This window comes from Sinorhizobium saheli (assembly GCF_001651875.1).
Lineage (GTDB): Bacteria > Pseudomonadota > Alphaproteobacteria > Rhizobiales > Rhizobiaceae > Sinorhizobium > Sinorhizobium saheli.
In genome coordinates this window covers 1-21875 of the sequence record NZ_LNQB01000058.1, presented here as the reverse complement: position 1 = coordinate 21875, position 21875 = coordinate 1, and the positions used below count along the sequence as shown (strand labels likewise).

Sequence of the window (21875 nt, the reverse complement as noted above, 5' to 3'; positions counted from 1 at the left end):
CGATGTTCTTCGTCCGAACGGCGAGCGAGCGCGACCTCGAAAGGGTGCGCGCCCTGCTCGTCGAGACCTGGCATGCGACCTACGACAGCTTCTACGGCGTCGAGAAGGTCAGTGAGCTCACCGCGAAGTGGCACTCCATCGAAGCCCTAAGGGCGCGGCTACAACGCAAGAATGCGGAATTCGTCGTCGCGGACAATGGCAGGGAAATCGCCGGCATGGGCTTTGCGGCCATGTCGGAGACGCTGGAAAAGACGGTCGTCCTGCACCAGCTCTACGTGCTGCCGAAGTATCAGCGCCATGGTATCGGTCGCGACATGTTCGCGGAACTCGAAACCTGCTTCCCCGACGCGGAGCGCATGCGCCTCGAAGTCGAGCCTCAGAACCTGCATGCGCTCGCCTTCTACCGGGCGCATGGCTTTGCGGAGGTCGGCAGGACGTCCAATTGCGGAGACGACCAGTCCGGAATACCGGCGCTCATTCTCGAGAAGCGGCTTTCCTGACCCACGGTTTCGAGCGGAGCCATTTCGGCTTCAAGATGCGGGTGAAATGATCGCCAAGGCCGCGGAATCACTGGACAAGGCGGCAGGGGCGCGGCATAAGCGGGGCGAGATTTTGTGATCCGGCTGCCTACCATCGGCCGGTAGAGGACGATGCCCATGAAGCTCCTGCTGCAGATTTTCACCTGGTGGAACGGACAGACGATCGGTACGCGCTTCCATACCTGGCGCCATGGCCAACGCGTCGGCGAAGACGAGTTCGGTAACGTCTACTACCAGGGCGGCAAGGACTCCGAGGGCCGCACGCGGCGCTGGGTGATCTACAACGGTCCGGCCGAGGCGTCTGCCATTCCGCCCGGCTGGCATGGCTGGATGCATCACCGCACCGACGTCTCCCCCGCCGACGAAAAATATGCCGCTCGCGAATGGCAGAAGCCGCACCGGCCGAATCTGACCGGCACGCCCGGCGCCTATCGACCGAAGGGCTCGCTGGCGGCTACCGGCAAGCGGCCGCACGTCACCGGCGACTATGACGCCTGGACGCCGCGCTCCTAAGCGCGAGCGGGAAGGGCGGGTTGCCCGACGTCGCCTCTCGATTTGCGAGGGGGAGATCACGGCGCAGCCACAATTCCGGTCTAGCGCTTGGTGCGTTGCTACAGCGCTAGGCGTTTCAGCCGGGCGCGCAAAGCTTGTTGTAGCCCTTTGAATTGGTGCATGTTTCCTGATGCCGGCTCCGACTTGAGGAAACATGGAGTTGGATGAGCCGCGAGCGCGGAGGGGATTGGCGAGAATGGCGGATTTCTGTCTGCGGAATTTGATCGGCCGGACGGTTCGGCATGCGGGCCTTGCGCTGCTCCTGGCCGTGCCGCTCGTTTCCTCCACCGAGCCCGCCCGCGCGACGCGTCTCTCCAATGCCGTCGCCGTCTTCTCCGGCATCGACAAGATCACTGGCCGCATCACGACTTTCGACGTCTATATCGGCGAGACCGTGCAGTTCGGGGCGCTGCAGGTGACCCCGCATGTCTGCTACAGCCGCGACGAAACCGAAGCGCCGAAGACCACAACTTTCGTCGACGTCGACGAGATCACGCTCGACCGCAAAATCCGCCGCATCTTCACCGGCTGGATGTTCGCCGACAGCCCCGGCCTCAACGCCGTCGAGCACCCCGTCTATGACGTATGGCTGCAGTCCTGCAAGGCCACCTCCGACGTTCCGCCGCCGGACACCGCCGCGAAGCAGTGAATTTGCAAGAGTAGCGACTCGTGACAGGCCACTCACCCTGACCCTCTCCCGCACGCGGAGAGGGGGTTACTAAGGCGGCGCCGCGAGTCTCCTTCGCCCCGCGTGCTGCGGCCGCCTGCGGGGAGAAGGTGGCCGGCAGGCCGGATGAGAGGCGGACACGCGACGGAACCGACACCGAGCAGATTTTCTCAAAACTCGAGATTCGGCGAAGCGATCGCCCTTGCGAGCAGGACGTCGTACTCGGCCTTCGGCACGTCGACCGCTCCGAACGACTTCAGGTGCTCGGTGGTGAATTGCGTGTCGAGAAGCTGGAAACCCTTTGCCCTCAGCCGGTCGACCAGATGCACGAGGCAGATCTTGGAGGCGTCCGTGCGGGTCGAGAACATGCTCTCGCCGAAGAAGGCGGCCCCGAGCGAGACGCCATAGAGGCCGCCGACCAGAGTGCCACCCTCCCAGGCCTCGACGCTGTGGGCGTAGCCCATGCGGTGCAAGGCGGTGTAGAGCGTGCGGATCCTGCCGTTGATCCAGGTCGTCGGCCTGTCCGGCGCCGGTTTCGCGCAGCCCACGATCACTGCTTCGAAGGCGGTATCGTAGCGAATGTCGAAGGGGCGCCTGCGCATCGTCTTGGCGAGGCTGCGCGAGACGTGAAACCCATCGAGCGGTATGACGCCGCGGATTTCCGGCTCGACCCAGAAGAGCTCGGGGTCGTCGGCCGAATCGGCCATGGGAAAGAGACCGATCGAATAGGCGCGCAGCAACATCTCCGGCGTTATTTCCGGTTGTTTGCTGCGCGATCCTTTCAAAGTCGTACCCTATGCGGACGTTGAGGCCAGATGATGCTCCAACCAGTGAATATCATAGTCGCCGTTGGCAATATCCTGATTGTTGATCAAGTTCTGGAAAAGCGGAAGCGTCGTCTTGATGCCGTCAATAACGAATTCGTCGAGCACGCGGCGTAGCCGCATCATGCATTCGACGCGGGTGCGGCCGTGTACGATCAGCTTGCCGATCAGGCTGTCGTAATAGGGCGGTATGCGGTAGCCCTGATAGGCGCCGCTGTCGACGCGCACGCCGAGGCCGCCCGGAGCGTGGAAATGCGTGATCGTGCCCGGGGAGGGGACGAAGGTCCGCGGGTCCTCGGCGTTGATGCGGCATTCGATGGCATGCCCGGAGAAGACGATGTCTTCCTGCTTGGCCGAGAGGCCGGCGCCGGAGGCCACGCGGATCTGCTCGTGGACGAGGTCGATGCCGGTGATCGCTTCGGTGATCGGGTGTTCCACCTGCAGGCGGGTGTTCATCTCGATGAAGTAGAACTCGCCGTTCTCGTAAAGGAACTCGATCGTGCCCGCGCCGCGATACTTCATCTTCTTCATGGCGTCGGCGCAGACCTGGCCGATTTTCATGCGCTGCTCGACGTTGAGAGCAGGAGAATTCGCCTCTTCCCAGACCTTCTGGTGGCGCCGCTGAAGCGAGCAATCGCGTTCGCCGAGATGGATGGCGTTGCCTTCGCCATCGCCAACGATCTGGATTTCGATGTGGCGCGGCTTGCCGAGGAATTTCTCCATGTAGACCGCGTCGTTACCGAAGGCGGCTGCCGCCTCGGAGCGTGCCGTGGCGACCGCATGCTCGAGATCGGCTTCGGTCCGCGCGACCTTCATGCCGCGCCCGCCGCCGCCGGCCGTTGCCTTGATCAGGACCGGAAAGCCGATCTCGCGGGCGACCTTAAGCGCGTTCTCGGGCCGCACTTCGCCGTCGGAGCCGGGAACGACGGGGATACCGAGCTCTTCCGCCGTCTTCTTGGCGGTGATCTTGTCGCCCATCAGGCGGATATGCTCGGCCGTCGGGCCGATGAAGGTGATGCCGTGCGCCTCGAGGATGTCGGCGAACTTGGCGTTTTCCGAGAGGAAGCCGTAGCCGGGATGCACGGCGTCCGCGCCGGTGATCTCACAGGCGGCGACGATCTGATGGATGTTCAGATAGCTCTCTCGCGACGGCGGCGGACCGATGCAGACGCTCTCGTCCGCGAGCCGCACATGCATGGCATCGCTGTCCGCGGTCGAATGAACGGCGACCGTCGCAATGCCGAGCTCCTTGCAGGCGCGCAGGACTCGAAGCGCGATTTCGCCGCGATTGGCAATGAGAATTTTCGAGATCATCGCCACCGTGCCTTATTCGATCACGATCAGAGGTTCGCCATACTCGACCGGGGCCGCGTCCTGCACGAGAATTTCGGTCACCTTGCCGGAGCGCGGGGCCGGGATCTGGTTCATCGTCTTCATCGCTTCGATGATCAGGATCGTCTGGCCCTCCTTGACGGTCGCGCCGACTTCGATGAAGGGGCGGGCGCCTGGTGCGGGAGCGAGATAGGCGGTGCCGACCATCGGAGCCGTGACCGCGTTCTTGGCGTTATGGCCGCCCTCGACGGCGACCGGCGCGGCGGCGGGTGCGGGTTGGGCAGCGGCGAACGCCGGTGCCTGATAGGCAGGCATCGCCGGCATGGACATCGCGACGGGCGTGCCGTTCCGCGAGACGCGGATGCGCAGATCGTCCTGCTCGACTTCGATCTCGGTCAGGTCGGTATCCTTCAGGATGTTGGCGAGATCGCGGATCAGCGCCTGATCGATACCCGGTTTCTTGTCAGCCATGGGATATGAGCCTCGTGTTCTTCTTATTTGGATTTTTCCGTCAGGTTCTTTAGCGCATGCAGCGCCAGAATGTAACTCTGCGCGCCGAAACCGCAGATGACGCCCTTGACGGCCGGCGCGATCATCGACTTGTGCCGGAATTCCTCGCGCGCATGAATGTTGGAAAGGTGCAGTTCCACCACGGGAACGGCGATGGCGCGAATGGCATCGTGCATCGCGATCGACGTATGCCCATAGGCCGCCGGGTTGATGGCGACGCCGGCGCCCCGTTCGCCCGCCTCGTGCAGCCAGTCGACCAGCGTGCCCTCGTGGTTCGACTGCCGGAACTCGACATCGAAGCCCAGGAGCTTCCCCTCTGCCTTGCACATGGCCTCGATATCGGCCAGCGTCTGGCCGCCGTAGATGCCTGGTTCGCGCTTGCCGAGGGCATTCAGGTTTGGGCCGTTCAGCACAAAAATCGTCGAAGACATAAGGGTTCCGGTCCGATGATGGAGGGTTACCTATAGACTGATGGTTCCGCAAGGGAAAGCCCCTTGCATCCCCGCCGGATTTGTCCACAAGTCGCGTCGATTTGCGGGAAAGCGCCGCCGGAAGGGCGCTCCGTCTGACAGTGTCTTGCAAATGTCCGGCAGTCAGCAGACGGTCTTGCCGCAGCTGCGCATGTTGGCGACCTTCATCGTAAGCTCGCCGGCGCCGACGGCGCCGAAGACCGCCTCGTTGCCGACGACGTAGGATGGCGTGCCGGTGATGCCGAGATCATTGGCGAGCGTATAGGCTTCGCGCACGGATGCGTCCTGCGGGCCGTCTTCCATCTTCTCGCGCAATTGCTCTTCCGTGACGCCGAGCCTCGCGGCGACGGCAATCGCCGTTTCCTCCGTCGCCCGGTCTTCGCCGCCGAGCAGCGCGCGATGGAATTCGCCGTATTTTTCCGGAGCAATCACGCGAAAGGCGGCGCTGACCTTGTGCGCGGCGAGCGAATCGGGCCCGAGGATGGGGAGCTCCTTCAGCACGAAGCGGACATTCTTGTCCTTCGCAAGGATTTGATCCATGTCGGAGAGCGCCCGCTTGCAGTAGCCGCAATTGTAATCGAAGAACTCGACGATCGTCACGTCGCCGTCAGGGTTACCGAGGCTGATATCATAGGCCGAATTGAAGATCGCCTTCTGGTTGCCGGCAATCGCGGCCTGAGCGGCTTCCTGCTGCTTGGCGCGCTGCTTGGCGGTAAGCGCTTCCTGCACCTCCAGCATGATTTCCGGGTTGGCAAGCAGGTATTCCTTGATGAAGGCGCCGAATTCTTCCTTCTGCTTCGCGTCGAGTGCTGCCGCGGGCTGGGGCAGGGCGATGCCGGCGGTGAGCGCGACCAGCGTTCCTGCGGCAATCATCTTCGTCTTGAGCGTCATATTTTCCTCGTTGTCTTTCCGTGTTCTGTCCGTCGCCCGTCTCGCACTACCGTGTCAACACGCCTGTTTGAAAGACAACGACAAAGTGCCGGTTTGCGCCGGTTTCATTCGAGCATAGGGCGCGCCGACGCGAAACGAAATGGCAAAATCGGCCGAATTGCGGCGTTCGCATACTTGTGAAGGCGGATGCGATCGGGCAAAGGGGCGGGACGTCGATGTATTCGTGAGGGATTGTCCTTGGCACAGATGTCGAAACGCAGCGCCGTCGAGCCCTTTCACGCCATGGACGTGCTGGCGGAAGCCACGCGGCGGCGTGATGCCGGGCACCCGGTGATCTCCATGGCCGTCGGCCAGCCGGCGCATCCCGCTCCGAAGGCGGCGCTCGAAGCGGCCAAACGCGCCCTCGATCACGGCCGGCTCGGCTACACGGATGCTCTCGGCACTCTGTCCCTGAAGCGCGCCATCGCCGACCACTATCATAGCCGCCACGGTATCGCGCTCGACCCGCAACGCGTCGCGGTTACGACCGGATCCTCGGCCGGCTTCAATCTCGCTTTCCTCGCCCTCTTCGATCCCGGCGACAGCGTGGCGATTGCGCGGCCCGGCTATCCGGCCTATCGCAATATCATGGCAGCGCTCGGGCTCGACGTGGTCGAGATCGAGGCCAATGCCGAAATGGGCTTCACGTTGACGCCCGAGAGCCTTGAGCGCGCGGCAACGCGCGCCGGCAGGCCCCTGAAAGGCGTGCTTCTCGCCAGTCCGGCCAATCCGACCGGGACGGTCACCGGGAAAGCGAAACTGAAGGTGCTCGCCGACTATTGCCGGGCGCAGTCGATCGCCTTCATCTCGGACGAGATCTACCACGGCCTGACCTTCGCCGGGGAGGAGACGAGCGCGCTCGAGGTTGCCGACGACGCGATCGTGATCAATTCCTTCTCGAAATATTATTGCATGACGGGCTGGCGCATCGGCTGGATGGTACTGCCCGAGAAGCAGGTCCGTGCCTTCGAGCGAATCGCCCAGAGCCTCTATATCTCCCCGCCGGAGCTCTCGCAGATCGCCGCGCAAGCCGCGCTCGGCGCGCATGAGGAACTCGATGGTTACAAGCGGGCCTATGCCGCAAACCGCGACCTCCTGCTCGACCGGCTGCCGCGCATCGGCTTCTCGATCGCCTCTCCGATGGACGGCGCCTTCTACGCCTATGCGGATGTCAGCCGCTTCACCAATGACAGCATGGCCTTTGCCCGGCGGATGCTGGCGGAAATCAACGTGGCCGCGACGCCCGGCTTTGACTTCGACCCGGTCGAGGGGCACCGGACCATGCGCTTTTCCTATGCGGGCTCGCCGGGCGAAATGGCCGAGGCGATGGACCGCATCGCGCGCTGGCTGGCATGATGGATGTTTCAAGCTGAGGCTGGGCCACAGGCATCGCCTCGACCTTCTTCCACAGTCATGAAAAAAGCCCGGATCGCTCCGGGCTTTCTTAACTCAATCGACTTGTCCTTCTCAGAAGAAGCCGCGGCGCTGCCACCAGCCGCCTTTTTTCGGCTTGGCCGGCTCTTCCTCTCCCTCGGACTTGCTTGAGGTCACGACCGGCTCGGAGGCGATCGTCGAGAGATCCCGGTTCGCCCTGGCCGGCTTTGCCCCCTCCAGGTCCGCTACGGCCTGCTCGACGCCCTGCTCGACCGTTGCCGTGCCCGAATCGGCGAGCTCCGGCTCGGCCTCGACAGCCTTTTCGGCGACCTCGTCGGCAATCTCTGCCGCCGCTTCGGTCTTCACGGCCTTCTTGCGGCTGCGCCTCGGCTTCGCCGGCTTTGCTTCCTCCGGCGCCTCCACCTCGGCCGCTACAGGCTGGGCCGCTACCGGCTCCGCGGACGTTTCCTCGACAGCAGCGGCCGCGGCGGCGTCCACATCTTCCTCGCCGACCGTTTCGTCGTCGGACGCTGCCGCAATGCCGGCTTCGGCCTCCGTTTCGGTCAGTTCGGGCCGGTTGCGACGGCCGCCACGCTTGCCGCGGCGGCGACGCTTGCGCTTCTGGTCGCCGTCGCCCGCGGCGGTCTCGTCGATCTCGCCTTCGTCCTCGGCCTCGGCGCCCTCGTCAGCTGCATCGGCAGCGGTTTCGCCGCCTTCGGCGGCAACCTGCTCCGGTGTCTGGCCTGCGCCCTTGCCGCGCCGCCGACGGCGCCGCTTGCGCTTGCGGCCACCATCGTCGGCCTGTGCCTTCGCCTGCTCGGGACGCTCGGCGGCGGTCTCTTCCGCTTCCTCTTCGTCCAGTTCCTCCTCGACCAGGACCTCGTCTTCTTCTTCCGGTTCCGGCTCGAAGTGCAGGAGCTGCTCGATCTTCACCGGATTTTCCACCGGCTCGCCGCGGTCGATCGCGAAGTGCTGCGCGCCCACGTGCTGATCCGCATCGATGATGATCGAGACGCCGAAGCGCTGTTCGTAATCCGTGATCGTGCCGCGCTTCTGGTTGAGCAGGTAAAGCGCGATGTCGGGAACCGTCCGCACGCTGATATTGTGCGTGGTGTTCTTCAGCAGATATTCCTCGATGCCGCGCAGGACGTGCAGCGCGACGGAGGATTGCGAGCGGACATGACCCGTGCCGTTGCAGTGCGGGCAGGTCTGCATCGTGCTTTCGAGCACCGAGGCGCGGATGCGCTGGCGCGACATCTCGAGGAGGCCGAAATGCGAGATGCGGCCGACCTGGATGCGCGCGCGGTCGTTCTTCAGGCAGTCCTTGAGCTTTTTCTCGACGGCGCGGTTGTTCCGCTTCTCCTCCATGTCGATGAAGTCGATGACGATGAGGCCGGCCAGGTCGCGCAGGCGCAATTGCCGCGCGACCTCCTCGGCCGCCTCCAGGTTCGTCTGGAGGGCCGTGTCCTCGATCGAATGCTCGCGCGTCGAGCGACCGGAGTTGACGTCGATCGAAACCAGCGCTTCGGTCTGGTTGATGATGATGTAGCCGCCCGATTTCAGCGTCACCTGCGGCTGCAGCATGCGATCGAGCTGCGCCTCGATGCCGGAGCGCGAGAAGATCGGATGCACGTCGCGATAGGGCTGCACGACCTTCGCATGGCTCGGCATCAGCATCTTCATGAAGCTCTTGGCTTCCTTGTAGCCTTCCTCGCCGGCAACGATGATCTCGCTGATGTCCTTGTTGTAGAGATCGCGGATCGATCGCTTGATCAGGCTGCCTTCCTCGTAGACGAGGCACGGCGCCGTCGAGTTCAGCGTCAGGGTGCGGACGTTCTCCCACAGGCGCATCAGGTATTCGAAGTCGCGCTTGATCTCGACCTTGGTGCGGTTGGCGCCGGCGGTGCGCAGGATCACGCCCATGCCCTGCGGCACGTCGAGGCCGCGGGCGATTTCCTTCAGCCGCTTGCGGTCCTGCAGGTTGGTGATCTTGCGGGAGATGCCGCCGCCGCGCGCGGTGTTCGGCATAAGGACCGAGTAGCGGCCGGCGAGCGACAGATAGGTCGTGAGCGCCGCGCCCTTGTTGCCGCGCTCTTCCTTGGCGACCTGGACCAGGAGGATCTGCCGGCGCTTGATCACTTCCTGGATGCGATACTGCTTGCGCGGCTTGCGGATGTGACGGTCGGGAACTTCCTCCATCGCGTCTTCGGCGCCGACGGATTCGATGATTTCCTTTTCGCCGTCGTGGTTGTCATCGTCATAATCGTCGTCGTCGCGACGGCGGCGCGTCTCCACGTCCTCCGAGATCGAATCGGTGTCGACCATGGCGGCCATTTCGCCGCTGCCGCCTTCCGCGCTCTCGTCGGTGTCTTCGGCGCCGGCGACTTCCTCGCTCGCCTTCGCCTTCGTGCGGCGGGTGCGCTTCGGCTTGGCCTTCGCCTTCGGCTTTTCGGCCGGCGCGTCGGTTTCGGCGGCTTCAACGGCCGTTTCGATCACTTCCGGGTCGGCCGTCTCGATCGTGGCTTCGGGCTCCGCCTCGGCTGCCGCGGGCGCCTGCTCGGCAGCGGCCTCGATCGGTTCGATATCGTCTTCGCGACGGGCCTCCTCGGCCTCCGCCTTCAGCAGCGCCTGGCGATCGGCGAGGGGGATCTGGTAGTAATCGGGATGAATTTCGGCAAAGGCCAGGAAGCCGTGGCGATTGCCGCCGTAGTCGACGAAGGCCGCCTGGAGCGACGGCTCCACCCTGGTCACCTTCGCGAGGTAGATATTGCCGCGGATCTGCTTCTTGTGTTCTGATTCGAAATCGAACTCTTCTATGCGGTTCCCGCGAACGACAACGACGCGCGTCTCCTCTGAGTGAGACGCATCGATAAGCATTTTCTCTGCCATCTAAGCTGTGCTCCTCGGCGCAGGGGGACGGCAGACGGAGTGCCTTCGCTCGGAAGGCTGTCGAACACGTCGGAAGCTGCGCCGGATGTGAAAGGTCCTGTTTGGCGCGAGCGATGGTGCAGCAGCCAGACGGCAGCCGGAACCGTTCTGTTCCGGGGCCTCTTTACTTCTGACCGGTACTGCTGAGTCACATCAAAGACCAAACAAGAATGCCAATGTCCTGGGCCTCGAGGGGAGGCCCGATGAATACGCCCGCTTGCGGGCATCCGGTGAAAATCACCATCAGAAATTCCGGCCACCGCCGGAAATTTGCGATCCAGTGTACAAAGGAGGAAATGCGGCGACGGCGGATGAACACCTGCGGCCGCGGAAGGACGATACGGCTGTTCCGGCTCGCTCACTTCTCTGGCGCCAAGCTTGTCTGAAGCTCCGGCTGCCCGGCCGACGATTCTATCCCGTCAACACTTTCTCCTTGTGACGCTTTTATGTTTTCTATGTCACATTGGCAAGGGAAAAGCCCTGCGGCCACAATATTGATCGATTCGCTTGCCCGGGTGAAATCGGACCTTAGGAGCGAGGCGGGAGGCGCCGGGTCCCGAGCGATTCGCCATCGTGACGGGGTCGCGTCAAGCTTCGGTTAACCATCGAGGTTCATTGGTGGGGGAACGATCACTGGTGCCGGCGGGCCTTCGGCCGGTATTTTCGAGAGGATTGAAAGGGAAGTCCCGGGTGAAGCCATCGGCAACCGAGCTTTGTTCCTTGCGTGCGTCATGGCGCGGACTTCTGCGCGCGCTCACCGTCGCATCCGTCGTCTTCATGGTGGCGCCCGCGCCGCGCGTCGGCGCCGCTGAACCAACGCCGCTGCTCGCCTATGGCGCGCGCATCGCCGGCGACGACGCCCGCACCCGTCTGGTGATCGAATTCGACAGCGAACCGGATTTCTCCATTCATTACGTCGCCAATCCGCCCCGCGTCATCGTCGACCTGCCGGAGACCTCCTTCGGCCTCAAGCCCGAGAGCCTGGAGCCGCGGGGGCTTTTCGGCGCCATCCGCTACGGCGGCATGGGGGCGGGGGCTTCCCGGCTCGTGCTCTCCGCCAAGGGGCCGACGGAGGTGACGCATGCGGAGGTCAAGCCGACGGAAGACGGCAAAGGCTTCCGCCTGGTGCTCGACGCCGAAAGGATCGACCAAGCCCGCTTCGACAAGCTGTTGAGCGAGCAGCAGTGGACGGGCACGGCGCGCGCTACCAAGACGGATCGGCCGGCCATCGCCCCGCCCAAGACGGCCGGCGCTTTCGTGATCGCCGTCGATGCCGGTCACGGCGGTATCGACACCGGTGCGATCGGCGGCGTCACCAAGACCGAAGAAAAACATGTGACCCTCGCATTCGCAAAGGATCTGGTGGAGACGCTCAATCGCCAGCCAGGCATCGAGGCATTCCTGACGCGGGACCGGGACGAGTTCCTCTCGCTGCCTCAGCGCGTCCAGATCGCCAGGCAGCGAAGCGCCAACCTCTTCATCTCCGTCCACGCCGATACGCTGAAGCAGAAGGACATTCGCGGCGCCACCGTCTATACCATCTCCGACAGGGCGTCCGACCACCTCGCAGCCGATCTTGCCGCGCGCGAGAACCTTTCGGACGAGATCGCCGGCATGCCGCTCGAAAGCGAGCCGGCGGAGGTCGCCGACATTCTGATCGACCTCACGCGTCGGGAAACCCAGGCCTTCTCCGTCAATCTCGCCCGCAGCGTGGTCTCGTCGTTCGAGGGACAGATCGGGCTGATCAACAACCCCCACCGCCATGCCGGCTTCCGCGTGCTGCAGGCGCCGGACGTGCCGTCGGTCCTGCTCGAGCTGGGCTTCCTCTCGAACAAGGAGGACGAGAAGCAATTGCTCGATCCGGAATGGCGCAAGAAAGTGTCCGGACTGCTTGCGACCGCCGTCGAGCGCTACCGCCAGACGGCTGTTGCAAACGGCGGTTGAGCGGTCGCCGCGCTTCGAACACCCCTCGCGTGCCCATTCGAGCGTGTCCGGCTTCCGGAAGTGATTTGTGTCGCCCGGGTAACAGCGATATGCTTTTGGCCGAGATGCGCACGGGATAATCGGACACCAGCCCTATTTTGCTCACAATCCGCGCCCCTTTGGGGAGGGCGCGTCCTGATTTGTTGGGAAACAGTGTTGATGCTTGAGTTTCCTCGCCCTATGAGGAAGCTCCAGATGCGTGTAGCTGCCAAATGCGTGTGGCTGCCAGATGTGTGTAGCTGTAAGTACCAGACGATTTCTGATGGAAGGGTTTGGCAAGGTCGATTTCGTTCGCGAAACAACGGGCCTTCGGGCGTGCGGCGACCTGGCGATGGGGCGATAATAGGGTACCGGTACCTGACTGATGATCAGACTGATTGGATATTTTTTCGGCGTTGGTGCGTTTCTGTTGCTTGGCGCCGCTGCGGCCGTCGCGATCTATCTCGGCGCCGTCACCAAGGATTTGCCCGATTATGAGGTGCTGGCCAATTATGCGCCGCCGGTGACCACGCGCTTCCACGCCGGCAACGGCGCCTTGATGGCCGAATATGCGCGCGAACGCCGGCTGTATCTGCCGATCCAGGCCATACCTGACCGCGTCAAGGCCGCCTTCATCTCCGCCGAGGACAAGAATTTCTACCAGCATCCCGGCATCGACCCGAGCGGCCTCGTCCGCGCCATTGCCGTCAATCTCCAGAATTTCGGTTCCGGCCGGCGCCCGGTCGGTGCCTCGACGATCACCCAGCAGGTGGCCAAGAACTTCCTGCTCACCGCCGACCAGACGCTCGACCGCAAGATCAAGGAGGCGATCCTTTCCTTCCGCATCGAGCAGGCCTACAGCAAGGATCGCATTCTCGAGCTCTATCTCAACGAGATTTTCTTCGGGCTGAATTCCTATGGTATTGCCGGCGCCGCGCTGACCTATTTCGACAAGTCGGTGACGGAACTGACGATTGCGGAAACCGCCTACCTGGCGGCCCTGCCGAAGGGCCCGGCCAACTATCATCCCTTCCGCAAGACCGAGGCCGCGATCGAGCGGCGCAACTGGGTCATCGACCGGATGGTCGAGAACGGCTATGTCACCAAGGCCGACGGCGAGGAGGCGAAGAAGCAGCCGCTCGGCGTCACGCCGCGTCGCGGCGGCGCCCATCTCTTCGCCTCGGAATTCTTCGCCGAGGAGGTCCGTCGCCAGATCATCCAGAAATACGGCGACAACGCCCTCTACGAGGGTGGTTTGTCGGTGCGCACGTCGCTCGACCCGCGTCTGCAGGTCGCGGCGCGCAAGGCGCTTCAGGAGGGCCTCCTGAACTATGACGAGCGTCGCGGCTTCCACGGCCCCGTAAAGACGATCGAGATCGGCGGCGACTGGGGAGAGCCCTTGAGCAAGATCCAGGCGCTCAGCGACGTGCCGGAATGGAAGCTCGCGGTCGTCCTCTCCGTCGATGGCGAGGGAGCCGAGATCGGCCTCCAGCCGGAAAAGGAAGCCTCCGGCAAGATCGTGCCCGAGCGCGTGACCGGGCATATCGCCGCCAAGAACATGCAATGGGCCTACCGGTCCGCGGGCGGCCAGCGCAAGACCGCGAAATCGCCGGAGGGCGTCTTCGGGCCGGGCGACGTCGTCTATGTCGAGCCGCTGCAGGACCAGCCCGGCGAATATCGCCTGCGCCAGCCTCCGAAGGTCCAGGGCGGGCTCGTCGCGATGGATCCCCACACCGGTCGCGTGCTGGCGATGGTCGGCGGCTTCTCCTACGGCCAGTCGGAGTTCAACCGCGCGACGCAGGCGATGCGCCAGCCGGGTTCCTCCTTCAAGCCCTTCGTCTATGCGGCCGCTCTCGACAGCGGCTACACCCCCGCGTCGGTCATTCTGGACGCGCCGATCGAGATCGTGAACGGCGGCCAGGTCTGGCGCCCGGAAAACTACGGCGGCGGTTCGGCCGGTCCGTCGACGCTGCGTCTCGGCATCGAAAAGTCGCGCAACCTGATGACGGTTCGGCTCGCCAACGACATGGGCATGAACCTCGTCGCGGAATATGCCGAGCGCTTCGGAATCTATGACAAGATGCCGCCGCTCCTGTCCATGTCGCTCGGCTCCGGCGAGACGACCGTCCTGCGCATGGTGTCGGCCTATGCGGTCATCGCCAATGGCGGCAAGCAGATCAAGCCGTCGCTCATCGACCGCATCCAGGACCGCTACGGCAAGACAATCTTCCGCCACGAGGATCGCACCTGCGAGAACTGCAATGCCGACGACTGGGCGGATCAGGAAGAGCCGGTGCTGGGCGACAACCGCATGCAGGTGCTCGATCCGATGACCTCCTACCAGATGACGTCGATGATGGAGGGCGTGATCACGCGCGGCACGGCCGCCGGCAAGATCAAGCTCGATCGCCCGGTCGCGGGCAAGACCGGCACCACCAACGACGAGAAGGATGCCTGGTTCGTCGGCTACACCCCGGACCTCGTCGCCGGCCTCTATCTCGGCTTCGATGAACCGGCGCCGCTCGGCCGCGGTGCCACCGGCGGCAGCCTGTCCGCTCCGATCTTCAACGCCTTCATGCAGGAGGCCGTGAAGGGCACTCGCCCCGGCAAGTTCGTGGTTCCGGGGGGCATGAGCCTCATCGCCGTCAACCGCAAGACCGGCATGATGGCCGTCGAGGGCGAGCCGGATACGATCATCGAGGCCTTCAAACCCGGAACAGGCCCCGCGGAAACCTTCTCGGTCATCGGCGGCCTCGACGAATACGTGCCGCCGGAGGAGATCCTGAAGAACTCGCCGCAGGCGAACCAGGCCGTGACCTCCGGCTCCAACGGCCTCTACTGAGCCAATCGATTGAACCTGATGCCGTCGCCTTTACATCGGCGGCGGCCATCGCTATTTGACCGTCACATTCGTGAAGTCACATAAGAAGCAGGAACATGCGCAGCGAAATCGAGAACATCGTCGACGAAATCAAGCAGGCCATAAGCCTGCTGAGGAGGCATCTTTGACTGGGACCAGGCGGTAAGACGACTGGACTGGTTGAACAACAAGGCGGAAGATCCGTCGCTCTGGAACGATGCCGCCGAGGCGCAGAAACTGATGCGCGAGCGTCAGCAGCTCGACGACAGCATCAACGGCCTGCGCCGCCTGGAGAGACAGCTCAACGAGAACATCGAGCTCATCGAACTCGGCGAGGAGGAAGGCGATTCGGCGATCGTCGCCGAGGCCGAGGAAGCGCTCCGGCAGCTGCGCAACGAGGCTGCGAAGAAGCAGGTCGAGGCCATGCTTTCGGGCGAGGCGGACCAGAACGACACCTATCTCGAAGTCCATTCGGGCGCCGGCGGCACCGAGAGCCAGGACTGGGCCAACATGCTGCTTCGCATGTATACCCGCTGGGCCGAGCGCCAGGGCTACAAGGTGGAGCTCCTGGAAATACAGGATGGCGAAGAGGCCGGCATCAAGTCGGCGACGCTGCTCGTCAAGGGCCACAATGCCTATGGCTGGCTGAAGACGGAATCGGGCGTCCATCGTCTCGTCCGCATCTCGCCCTATGACAGCAACGCCCGGCGGCATACGTCGTTTTCGTCCATCTGGGTGTACCCCGTCGTCGACGATTCGATCCAGATCGACATCAACGAAAGCGACTGCCGTATCGACACCTATCGCTCGTCGGGCGCCGGCGGTCAGCACGTCAACACGACCGATTCGGCCGTGCGCATCACCCACATGCCGAGCGGCATCGTCGTGCAGTGCCAGCAGGAGCGTTCGCAGCACAAGAACCGGGCGAAGGCTTGGGACATGCTGCGCGCACGGCTCTACGAGGCCGAGCTCAAGAAGCGCGAGGAGGCGGCCAACGCCGAAGCCGCGTCGAAGACCGACATCGGCTGGGGGCACCAGATCCGCTCCTATGTGCTGCAGCCCTACCAGCTGGTGAAGGATCTGCGGACGGGCGTCGAAAGCACGAGCCCGGGCGACGTCCTCGACGGCGAACTCAACGAGTTCATGGAAGCGGCCCTTGCCCACCGCGTCAGCGGCGGGGCGGACGCGGTCGTCGAGGATCTGAACTGAGGTTGCATCGCGGCGGAGCATGTGAGGCCCCTCATCCGCCTGCCGGCACCTTCTCCCCGCAAGCGGGGCGAAGGGACGCGCGGCGCCGGCTCAGTCTCCTCTTTCCGCCAGCGTCCGCGAGCGGGAGAGGGTGAGGGCAGGGGCAAGGGCAGCGGCACACGCCGTCCAATGCCGATTGCCGACTGTCAGTTCGTCTCCCGCTCGATCCTGATGTCGCCGAGATCGTCGATCAGCACCGTCCAGGACTCGGGCTCGGTCGCCGCCGGGTCGGTCTTCAGATAGACGGTCGCGAACATCCCCGGCTGGCGGGTGATGCCGGTCGAGGTTTCCGGGCGAATGTCGGTGACATAGGCTTTGAGCGCCGAGAACTCCTCGAGTTCCGCCGACGAAACGACCGCCGGGCCGGCCGGCGTCGCGGCGATCTGCTGGAGGTGGATCCGTGCCGTGCCGTCCGCCTGGCGAACGGCGATCAGCTTGTAATAGCCGCGCCGCACACCGGAGGGTGCGGCCGGCACGCCCTCCTGGCCGGCCTTGTCGCCCGGCAGCAGCGCCTCGCCGCTTTCTTCCCAGTAGCCGGTGCTTGTCACGAAGATGACGTTCGAAGGCAGAATGTCGCCATCCTCGGCGTGAAGCGCGGCCGGAGGCATGGCGAGGCAAAGCGCTATCACAAGGGCCTTGTGCATCTTCGACGATCCTTCGCTGCGCGGGCGGGGGGCGACCTGCGAACGACTATTCGTAACCATGCGCCATCCCGTCTGCGACCTGTGATGTCAATTCGAGAACTGTTCGGCCAGGATGCGATCCGACCAGGAGTGATCCGGATCGGACAGGATGCGGGCGGTGAGCTTTTCCGATTCGGCGATGCGCACGTGCACGACCGACTTGACCTCCTGATGGTCGGCAACCGCATTGACCGGCCGCTTGTCGGCCTCGAGGATCTCGATGTCCACGGTGACGCGGTTGGGAAGGAGCGCCCCGCGCCAGCGCCGCGGCCGGAACGGGCTGACCGGGGTGAGCGCCAGCAGCGGGGCCTCCAGAGGCAGGATCGGCCCGTGCGCCGAAAGGTTATAGGCGGTGGAACCGGCGGGCGTCGCCAGGAGCAGGCCGTCGCAGGTGAGCTCGTCGAGCCGCGTCTTGCCGTCGACGATGACCTTCAGCTTCGCGGCCTGGTAGGACTGGCGGAAGAGGTAGACCTCGTTGATCGCGAGCGCGGTGAATTGGTTGCCGTTGACGTCGGTCGTGCGCATTTCCAGCGGATGGAAGGCGTTCTCGACCGCATCGGCGATGCGCTCATGCAGGTTCTTGGTGCTGTAGCGGTTCATCAGGAACCCGACCGAGCCGCGGTTCATTCCATAGACGAGCTTGCCGCTGTTCATGGTCTTGTGCAGCGTGTGCAGCATGAACCCGTCGCCGCCGAGTGCGACGATCACGTCCGCCTCGTCCGGGTCATGATCCCCATAGATGGCCCTGAGGTCTGCGGCCGCCTTTTGTGCCTCTTCCGCCGACGAGGCGATGAAGGCGAGGGAGCTGAACTTGCGGGCCATGAACTCAGTCCGTTAGTCGTTGCACGAGAGAGCGACGGTTGAAACCGCGTCCGCTTTTTCTGGCATGGTCCCGCCGCCGACGCATCCGAAAAATTGCGAGAAGCCGCATTTTTGCTTTACACCGATTGAGATTGTGGTAACTCCCAACACTGAAAAATGCCCTTATAGCTCAGTTGGTAGAGCGGCTGATTTGTAATCAGTAGGTCGGGAGTTCGAGTCTCTCTGGGGGCACCACCAACGCCTTGCGGTGCAAGGGTTTCGTTAAGTTTCCGACTTTTCTTCCGACATTGCATCCGACTTTTCCGACCCGGTTTTGTCGGACATGTCGGACGCCGTCAGCAGCCAAGCGACGGCCGCCTTCCTCGTCAAAAGCCCTGGCGTCGGGAGCCGCCCGCATCATCAAATCTCGAACGAAGCGGCCGGACGCGGGTCGAATTCGCGGCAGCGCTCCATGGCCTTGATCAGGTTTTCCGCCAGATAGTCGATCAGCGCGCGCGTTGCCGGCAGCATGCCGTGGCGCGAGGGGAAGACGAGGTGCACCATGACGTTGCCGGAGGTCCACTCCGGCAGGACCGGGACGAGAACGCCGGTGCGGAAGCCGCGTTCGCAGATGTGGTCCGGAAGCAGCGCGATCCCCATGCCTTCGATCGCCGCCCGCTCCAGGATGAGGAAATCGCTGCAGCCGATGACGGGGCGGTGGGGGATCTCGATTTCTCCGCCATTCGCATGCACGAGCCGCCAGACGTCGTTCGGGTGCTGCTCGTTCATCGACAGCGTCGGCATTTGCGAAAGATTGTCGGTCGTCACCTCGCCGAGGCGGGCAAGAAGCGTCGGGCTTGCCGCAAGCCGCTCACGCACCTCGCCGAATTTGCGCACGATCAGCTGGTTGTCGGTGTCGAGTTGGTCGCGCGCCCGCAGCGCCACGTCGATTCGCTCCTCGATCAGGTCGATGCGCCTGTTGGTGGCGGTGATCAGCAGCCGGACGCCGGGATAGCGGCGGTGAAAGCCGGGCAGGATATCGGCGAGCATCGGCGTGAAGCCGAAGGGGCAGGCGAGCCGCACGATACCGGTCGGCTCGGCGCGGGCCGAGGCGATCTCGGCCTCCACGGCCGCCACCCCGTCGAGCAGGCTCTGGGCGTGCTCGTAGAAGACGCGGCCGATCTCCGTCATCCGCAGCTTGCGGGTCGAGCGTTCGAGGAGGCGCACGCCCAGTTGTTCCTCCAGCCGCGCGACATGCTTGCTGAGCTTGGATTTCGGTATGTTCAGGTCGCGCGCGGCGGCGCTGAAGCCATTGTTTCGCACCACGGCTGCGTAAAGGGCGATGTCGTTCAGATCCTGCATGGGTGCCTCCGTCAAAGGCGGTCGAAAGAATATGGGTGGCCTTGGCTCGTAACCCGCATTTCGCCTAGGCGGCAGCACGAACTCGCCGCAATTGTTTCTCTCGGGAAACGGAATGTCAAATATCCGCGTACTTATCGGCGGATTGTTTTCAAATCATATGTTGTGCACCGCAACGTAGACAAAAGGTGCTTCCCATGAACATCCTTCACATCGACTCCGGCATCCTCGGTGAACATTCGGTTTCCCGTCGCCTGACGGCGGCGATCGTTTCGCAGATCAAGGCCGACCATCCCGAGGCGCAGACCACCTATCGCGACCTCGTGGTCGAGCGCGTGCCGCATCTGACCGGCGCGCAGATCATGGCGCCCGCCGATCTCGCCGGCGTCGAGCCCGCGCTCGCCGAGGATATCCGGATCGGCCGCCTGATGCTCGAGGAGTTCCTCGCCGCCGACACCGTCGTCGTCGGGGCGCCGATGTACAACTTCTCCATCCCGAGCCAGCTCAAGGCCTGGATCGATCGTCTGGCCGTCTCGGGCAAGACCTTCCGCTACACGGAAGCCGGTCCGGAAGGCCTTGCCAAGGGCAAGAAGGTGATCGTCGTCTCCACCCGAGGCGGGCACTATTCCGCCGGTCCGGCTGCCGCCATGGATCACCAGGAAAGCTACCTCAGGACCGTCTTCGGCTTCTTCGGAATCACCGACGTCGAGTTCGTCCGTGCCGAGGGCCTGAACCTCGGCGCCGACCAGAAACAGTCGGCCATTGCCGAAGCCGAAAAGACCATTGCCGAAGGCAGCGTTCTGCGGCTGGCGAGCTGATTTAAGAAACACTCTCGACCGGTACGAAATGCCGGTTCGTTGCGGAAGGATGCCGGCTGCGCGAGCGGCCGGCATTCTCCGTTTTCGCGACCATGCGTTTGCGCTATGATCAAGTCATGGAGCGTCTGCGCGTGAGAGCGATTGCGGCATTCTTGCTGGCGGCGGCTGCGGCCGTGACTGCCGGGAATGCGCTTGCGTCACCGCCGGACAGGCGATGCGCCTGCCGCAACCGCGACGGCTTGAAATACGAGCTCGGCCAGACCGCCTGCATCCGCGTCGGCGGCATGTCCTACCTGGCCCGTTGCGAAATGAACCTCAATGTCATGACCTGGAATAAGCTGCACGACGGATGCCCGACCGCGCGGCTCGACGCGACGGGAAACGCGCAGCTCGATTGACCGCCGCGGCGGCGTCAGCCTTTCAGATACTGCCTTGCCGCATACATCGCGATCGCGGCGGCATTCGAGACGTTGAGCGACTTGATCGCGCCCGGCATGTCGAGGCGGGCCAGCGCCGTGACGGTCTGCCGCGTCTTCTGCCGCAACCCCTTGCCTTCCGATCCGAGAACGAGCGCGATCCTGTCGCCGGCGAAGGTGCCTTCGAGCGGCTGCGGCCCCTCCGAATCGAGGCCGATCGTCATGAAGCCGAGCCTGTGCAGTTCCTCGATCGTATCGGCGAGGTTGGTGATCTGGATATAGGGAATGAGTTCGAGCGCGCCGGAAGCGGATTTTGCCAGCACGCCCGATTCGGTCGGGCTGTGGCGCATCGTCGTAATGAGCGCGCCGGCATCGAAGGCAACCGCCGAGCGCATGATCGCGCCGACATTGTGCGGATCGGTCACCTGGTCGAGGACCAGGATCAGCGGGCAGTCGCGCAATGCCTCGAGCTTGCGATGCGGCAGCGGCCGGGTCTCCAGCATCACGCCCTGGTGGATGGCATCGGGCCCGAGCATCCGGTCGAGATCCTGCGGCGTGACGATCTCGGCCGGGAAGGGGAGCGCCGACAGGTCGTCGAGCTCCAGGCGCGCCGCCGCATTCTGGGTGACGGCAAGGCGGACGACTTGGCGCTCGGGATTGTCGAGGGCGGCGCGCACCGTATGCAGGCCGTAGAGGAGGACCTGCTCGGGGCCGAGCGCCGGCGGCTTCCAGTCGGCCGCGAGCTTCTTGCGCTTGTCCGGGCGCGGCGTCGGAATCTCGCCGCGTTCGCGTTTGGCATCGCGATGCGCGCGGCGCAGATTGGCGTAATGGGTGTCCTTGGCGTTTCTGTCGCCGGTGCGGTCCTTGCTCATGCGCGTCTTATAGAGAGCTTGGGCCAAGGTGGGAAATGGTTTCCGCGTTGCCCGTCCATCCGCTCTGTGGAGAATTTGTGAAATTTTGCGTTTCGCTCTGTTGACAGGACGAATGTGGGCGGTCATATACCCGGCGCAGATCACGAGGCGGCACGAAACGGCGCCGGTTCCTCTACGATCTCAAAAGCTTGGTCGATGATCCCGACAGAGTAATGGAGGGATGCCCGAGTGGTTAAAGGGGACGGACTGTAAATCCGTTGGCTCAGCCTACGTTGGTTCAAATCCAACTCCCTCCACCATTCTGCTTGAGGATCGAAGGCCCGCGGGTATAGCTCAATGGTAGAGCAGCAGCCTTCCAAGCTGAATACGCGGGTTCGATTCCCGCTACCCGCTCCAGTTCCTTTTTTTGATGATCTCCCGGACTTGCGATGTCGCTTGAGCAAAGCTCTGCATGCGGCTGATCGCGCTTGCCTTTCTCTGAGTTCGGAGCTGTTCGGGCCGCGGCCTGCCGCAACCTTTCGGGAGAGGGGGACCTTGCCGTCCGGGCGCACGCAATTAAGTCTTGCGCAAATGCCGCGAAACCCTTAAACGGCTCGACAAACCGGCCCAGCCGGCTGATCCATCGTATTTGACCACAGGAAGCGTACCCATGGCAAAGAGCAAATTCGAGCGCAATAAGCCGCACGTCAACATCGGCACGATTGGCCACGTTGACCATGGCAAGACGTCG

The 21875-nt window shown here is 63.7% G+C and carries 19 protein-coding genes, 3 tRNA genes and 1 pseudogene; 13 read left to right on the top strand and 10 right to left on the bottom strand.

The window, feature by feature from the left end:
• The first annotated feature begins 2 nt into the window (after positions 1–2).
• The 3 genes from ATB98_RS04835 (at position 3) to ATB98_RS04825 (ending at position 1740) form a co-directional block, all read left to right on the top strand.
• Positions 3–500 (top strand): GNAT family N-acetyltransferase, encoded by a 498-nt coding sequence (locus ATB98_RS04835; RefSeq protein ID WP_066869858.1) that lies wholly within the window; start codon positions 3–5, stop codon positions 498–500.
• A gap of 156 nt (positions 501–656) precedes the next feature.
• A complete protein-coding gene (locus ATB98_RS04830; RefSeq protein ID WP_066869855.1) occupies positions 657–1052 on the top strand; it encodes an NADH:ubiquinone oxidoreductase subunit NDUFA12 in 396 nt (131 codons plus the stop codon).
• 235 nt (positions 1053–1287) lie between these two features.
• Entirely contained in the window at positions 1288–1740 is a 453-nt protein-coding gene (locus tag ATB98_RS04825; protein WP_066869852.1) for a DUF2155 domain-containing protein, read from the top strand.
• Positions 1741–1928: 188 nt separating this feature from the next.
• Here the strand turns inward: ATB98_RS04825 and aat are convergent, their stop codons facing one another.
• The 5 genes from aat to ATB98_RS04800 all read right to left on the bottom strand — a co-directional run bounded on the left by aat (position 1929) and on the right by ATB98_RS04800 (position 5785).
• Positions 1929–2543 (bottom strand): leucyl/phenylalanyl-tRNA--protein transferase, encoded by a 615-nt coding sequence (gene aat, locus ATB98_RS04820; RefSeq protein ID WP_066869849.1) that lies wholly within the window; start codon positions 2541–2543, stop codon positions 1929–1931.
• Positions 2544–2552: 9 nt separating this feature from the next.
• Complete coding sequence (gene accC, locus ATB98_RS04815) at positions 2553–3896, bottom strand: acetyl-CoA carboxylase biotin carboxylase subunit (RefSeq protein ID WP_066869846.1); 1344 nt, start codon at positions 3894–3896, stop codon at positions 2553–2555.
• A gap of 12 nt (positions 3897–3908) precedes the next feature.
• The gene (gene accB / locus ATB98_RS04810) at positions 3909–4385 is read right to left on the bottom strand and encodes an acetyl-CoA carboxylase biotin carboxyl carrier protein (protein ID WP_066869842.1); all 477 of its coding nucleotides are present in this window, start codon (positions 4383–4385) and stop codon (positions 3909–3911) included.
• Between the two features lie 23 nt (positions 4386–4408).
• On the bottom strand, positions 4409–4855 hold the full coding sequence (gene aroQ / locus ATB98_RS04805; protein ID WP_066869839.1) for a type II 3-dehydroquinate dehydratase: 447 nt from the start codon (positions 4853–4855) through the stop codon (positions 4409–4411).
• A 162-nt stretch (positions 4856–5017) separates the two neighbouring features.
• Positions 5018–5785, bottom strand: coding sequence for a DsbA family protein (locus ATB98_RS04800; RefSeq protein WP_066869836.1), 768 nt, complete (start codon positions 5783–5785; stop codon positions 5018–5020).
• Between the two features lie 237 nt (positions 5786–6022).
• Between ATB98_RS04800 and ATB98_RS04795 the strand changes: the two genes are divergently transcribed.
• Positions 6023–7180, top strand: coding sequence for a pyridoxal phosphate-dependent aminotransferase (locus ATB98_RS04795; RefSeq protein WP_084435292.1), 1158 nt, complete (start codon positions 6023–6025; stop codon positions 7178–7180).
• Positions 7181–7291: 111 nt separating this feature from the next.
• Here ATB98_RS04795 and ATB98_RS04790 read toward each other — a convergent pair whose 3' ends face one another.
• Positions 7292–10087, bottom strand: coding sequence for an Rne/Rng family ribonuclease (locus ATB98_RS04790; RefSeq protein WP_066869830.1), 2796 nt, complete (start codon positions 10085–10087; stop codon positions 7292–7294).
• Positions 10088–10903: 816 nt separating this feature from the next.
• On the opposite strand from ATB98_RS04790, the gene ATB98_RS04785 reads away from it, so the two are divergent.
• From ATB98_RS04785 to prfB, 3 genes are all read left to right on the top strand, one after another.
• Positions 10904–12070, top strand: coding sequence for an N-acetylmuramoyl-L-alanine amidase (locus ATB98_RS04785; protein ID WP_084435296.1), 1167 nt, complete (start codon positions 10904–10906; stop codon positions 12068–12070).
• Positions 12071–12473: 403 nt separating this feature from the next.
• Positions 12474–14930, top strand: coding sequence for a penicillin-binding protein 1A (locus ATB98_RS04780; protein WP_066869827.1), 2457 nt, complete (start codon positions 12474–12476; stop codon positions 14928–14930).
• 95 nt (positions 14931–15025) lie between these two features.
• Positions 15026–16157 (top strand): peptide chain release factor 2 gene (gene prfB / locus ATB98_RS04775; RefSeq protein WP_153435764.1). Its coding sequence is split into 2 segments (ribosomal slippage): positions 15026–15094 and positions 15096–16157, totalling 1131 coding nucleotides; the frame shifts between segments, so codons are not numbered across the junction.
• A 185-nt stretch (positions 16158–16342) separates the two neighbouring features.
• Here prfB and ATB98_RS04770 read toward each other — a convergent pair.
• Together ATB98_RS04770 and ATB98_RS04765 are read right to left on the bottom strand one after the other, a co-directional pair.
• Positions 16343–16840 carry a hypothetical protein gene (locus ATB98_RS04770; protein ID WP_066869821.1) on the bottom strand — a complete coding sequence of 166 codons (498 nt, stop codon included), beginning with the start codon at positions 16838–16840 and terminating at the stop codon, positions 16343–16345.
• A gap of 87 nt (positions 16841–16927) precedes the next feature.
• On the bottom strand, positions 16928–17701 hold the full coding sequence (locus ATB98_RS04765; protein WP_066869817.1) for an NAD kinase: 774 nt from the start codon (positions 17699–17701) through the stop codon (positions 16928–16930).
• Between the two features lie 158 nt (positions 17702–17859).
• Here ATB98_RS04765 and ATB98_RS04760 point away from each other — a divergent pair.
• Positions 17860–17935, top strand: a tRNA-Thr gene (locus tag ATB98_RS04760).
• A 165-nt stretch (positions 17936–18100) separates the two neighbouring features.
• Here ATB98_RS04760 and ATB98_RS04755 read toward each other — a convergent pair.
• On the bottom strand, positions 18101–19042 hold the full coding sequence (locus tag ATB98_RS04755) for a LysR family transcriptional regulator (RefSeq protein WP_066869814.1): 942 nt from the start codon (positions 19040–19042) through the stop codon (positions 18101–18103).
• A 194-nt stretch (positions 19043–19236) separates the two neighbouring features.
• On the opposite strand from ATB98_RS04755, the gene ATB98_RS04750 reads away from it, so the two are divergent.
• Together ATB98_RS04750 and ATB98_RS04745 are read left to right on the top strand one after the other, a co-directional pair.
• Positions 19237–19857, top strand: a complete 621-nt coding sequence (locus ATB98_RS04750) for an FMN-dependent NADH-azoreductase (RefSeq protein WP_066869811.1) — start codon at positions 19237–19239, stop codon at positions 19855–19857.
• A 116-nt stretch (positions 19858–19973) separates the two neighbouring features.
• The gene (locus tag ATB98_RS04745) at positions 19974–20255 is read left to right on the top strand and encodes a hypothetical protein (RefSeq protein WP_066869808.1); all 282 of its coding nucleotides are present in this window, start codon (positions 19974–19976) and stop codon (positions 20253–20255) included.
• A gap of 14 nt (positions 20256–20269) precedes the next feature.
• Here the strand turns inward: ATB98_RS04745 and ATB98_RS04740 are convergent, their stop codons facing one another.
• The gene (locus ATB98_RS04740; RefSeq protein ID WP_066870004.1) at positions 20270–21145 is read right to left on the bottom strand and encodes a TrmH family RNA methyltransferase; all 876 of its coding nucleotides are present in this window, start codon (positions 21143–21145) and stop codon (positions 20270–20272) included.
• 214 nt (positions 21146–21359) lie between these two features.
• Between ATB98_RS04740 and ATB98_RS04735 the strand changes: the two genes are divergently transcribed.
• The 3 genes and pseudogenes from ATB98_RS04735 to ATB98_RS29750 form a co-directional block, all read left to right on the top strand.
• Positions 21360–21444, top strand: a tRNA-Tyr gene (locus ATB98_RS04735).
• A gap of 23 nt (positions 21445–21467) precedes the next feature.
• Positions 21468–21541 (top strand) — tRNA-Gly (locus ATB98_RS04730).
• 253 nt (positions 21542–21794) lie between these two features.
• A pseudogene (locus ATB98_RS29750) lies at positions 21795–21875 on the top strand (GTP-binding protein); the annotation flags it as partial.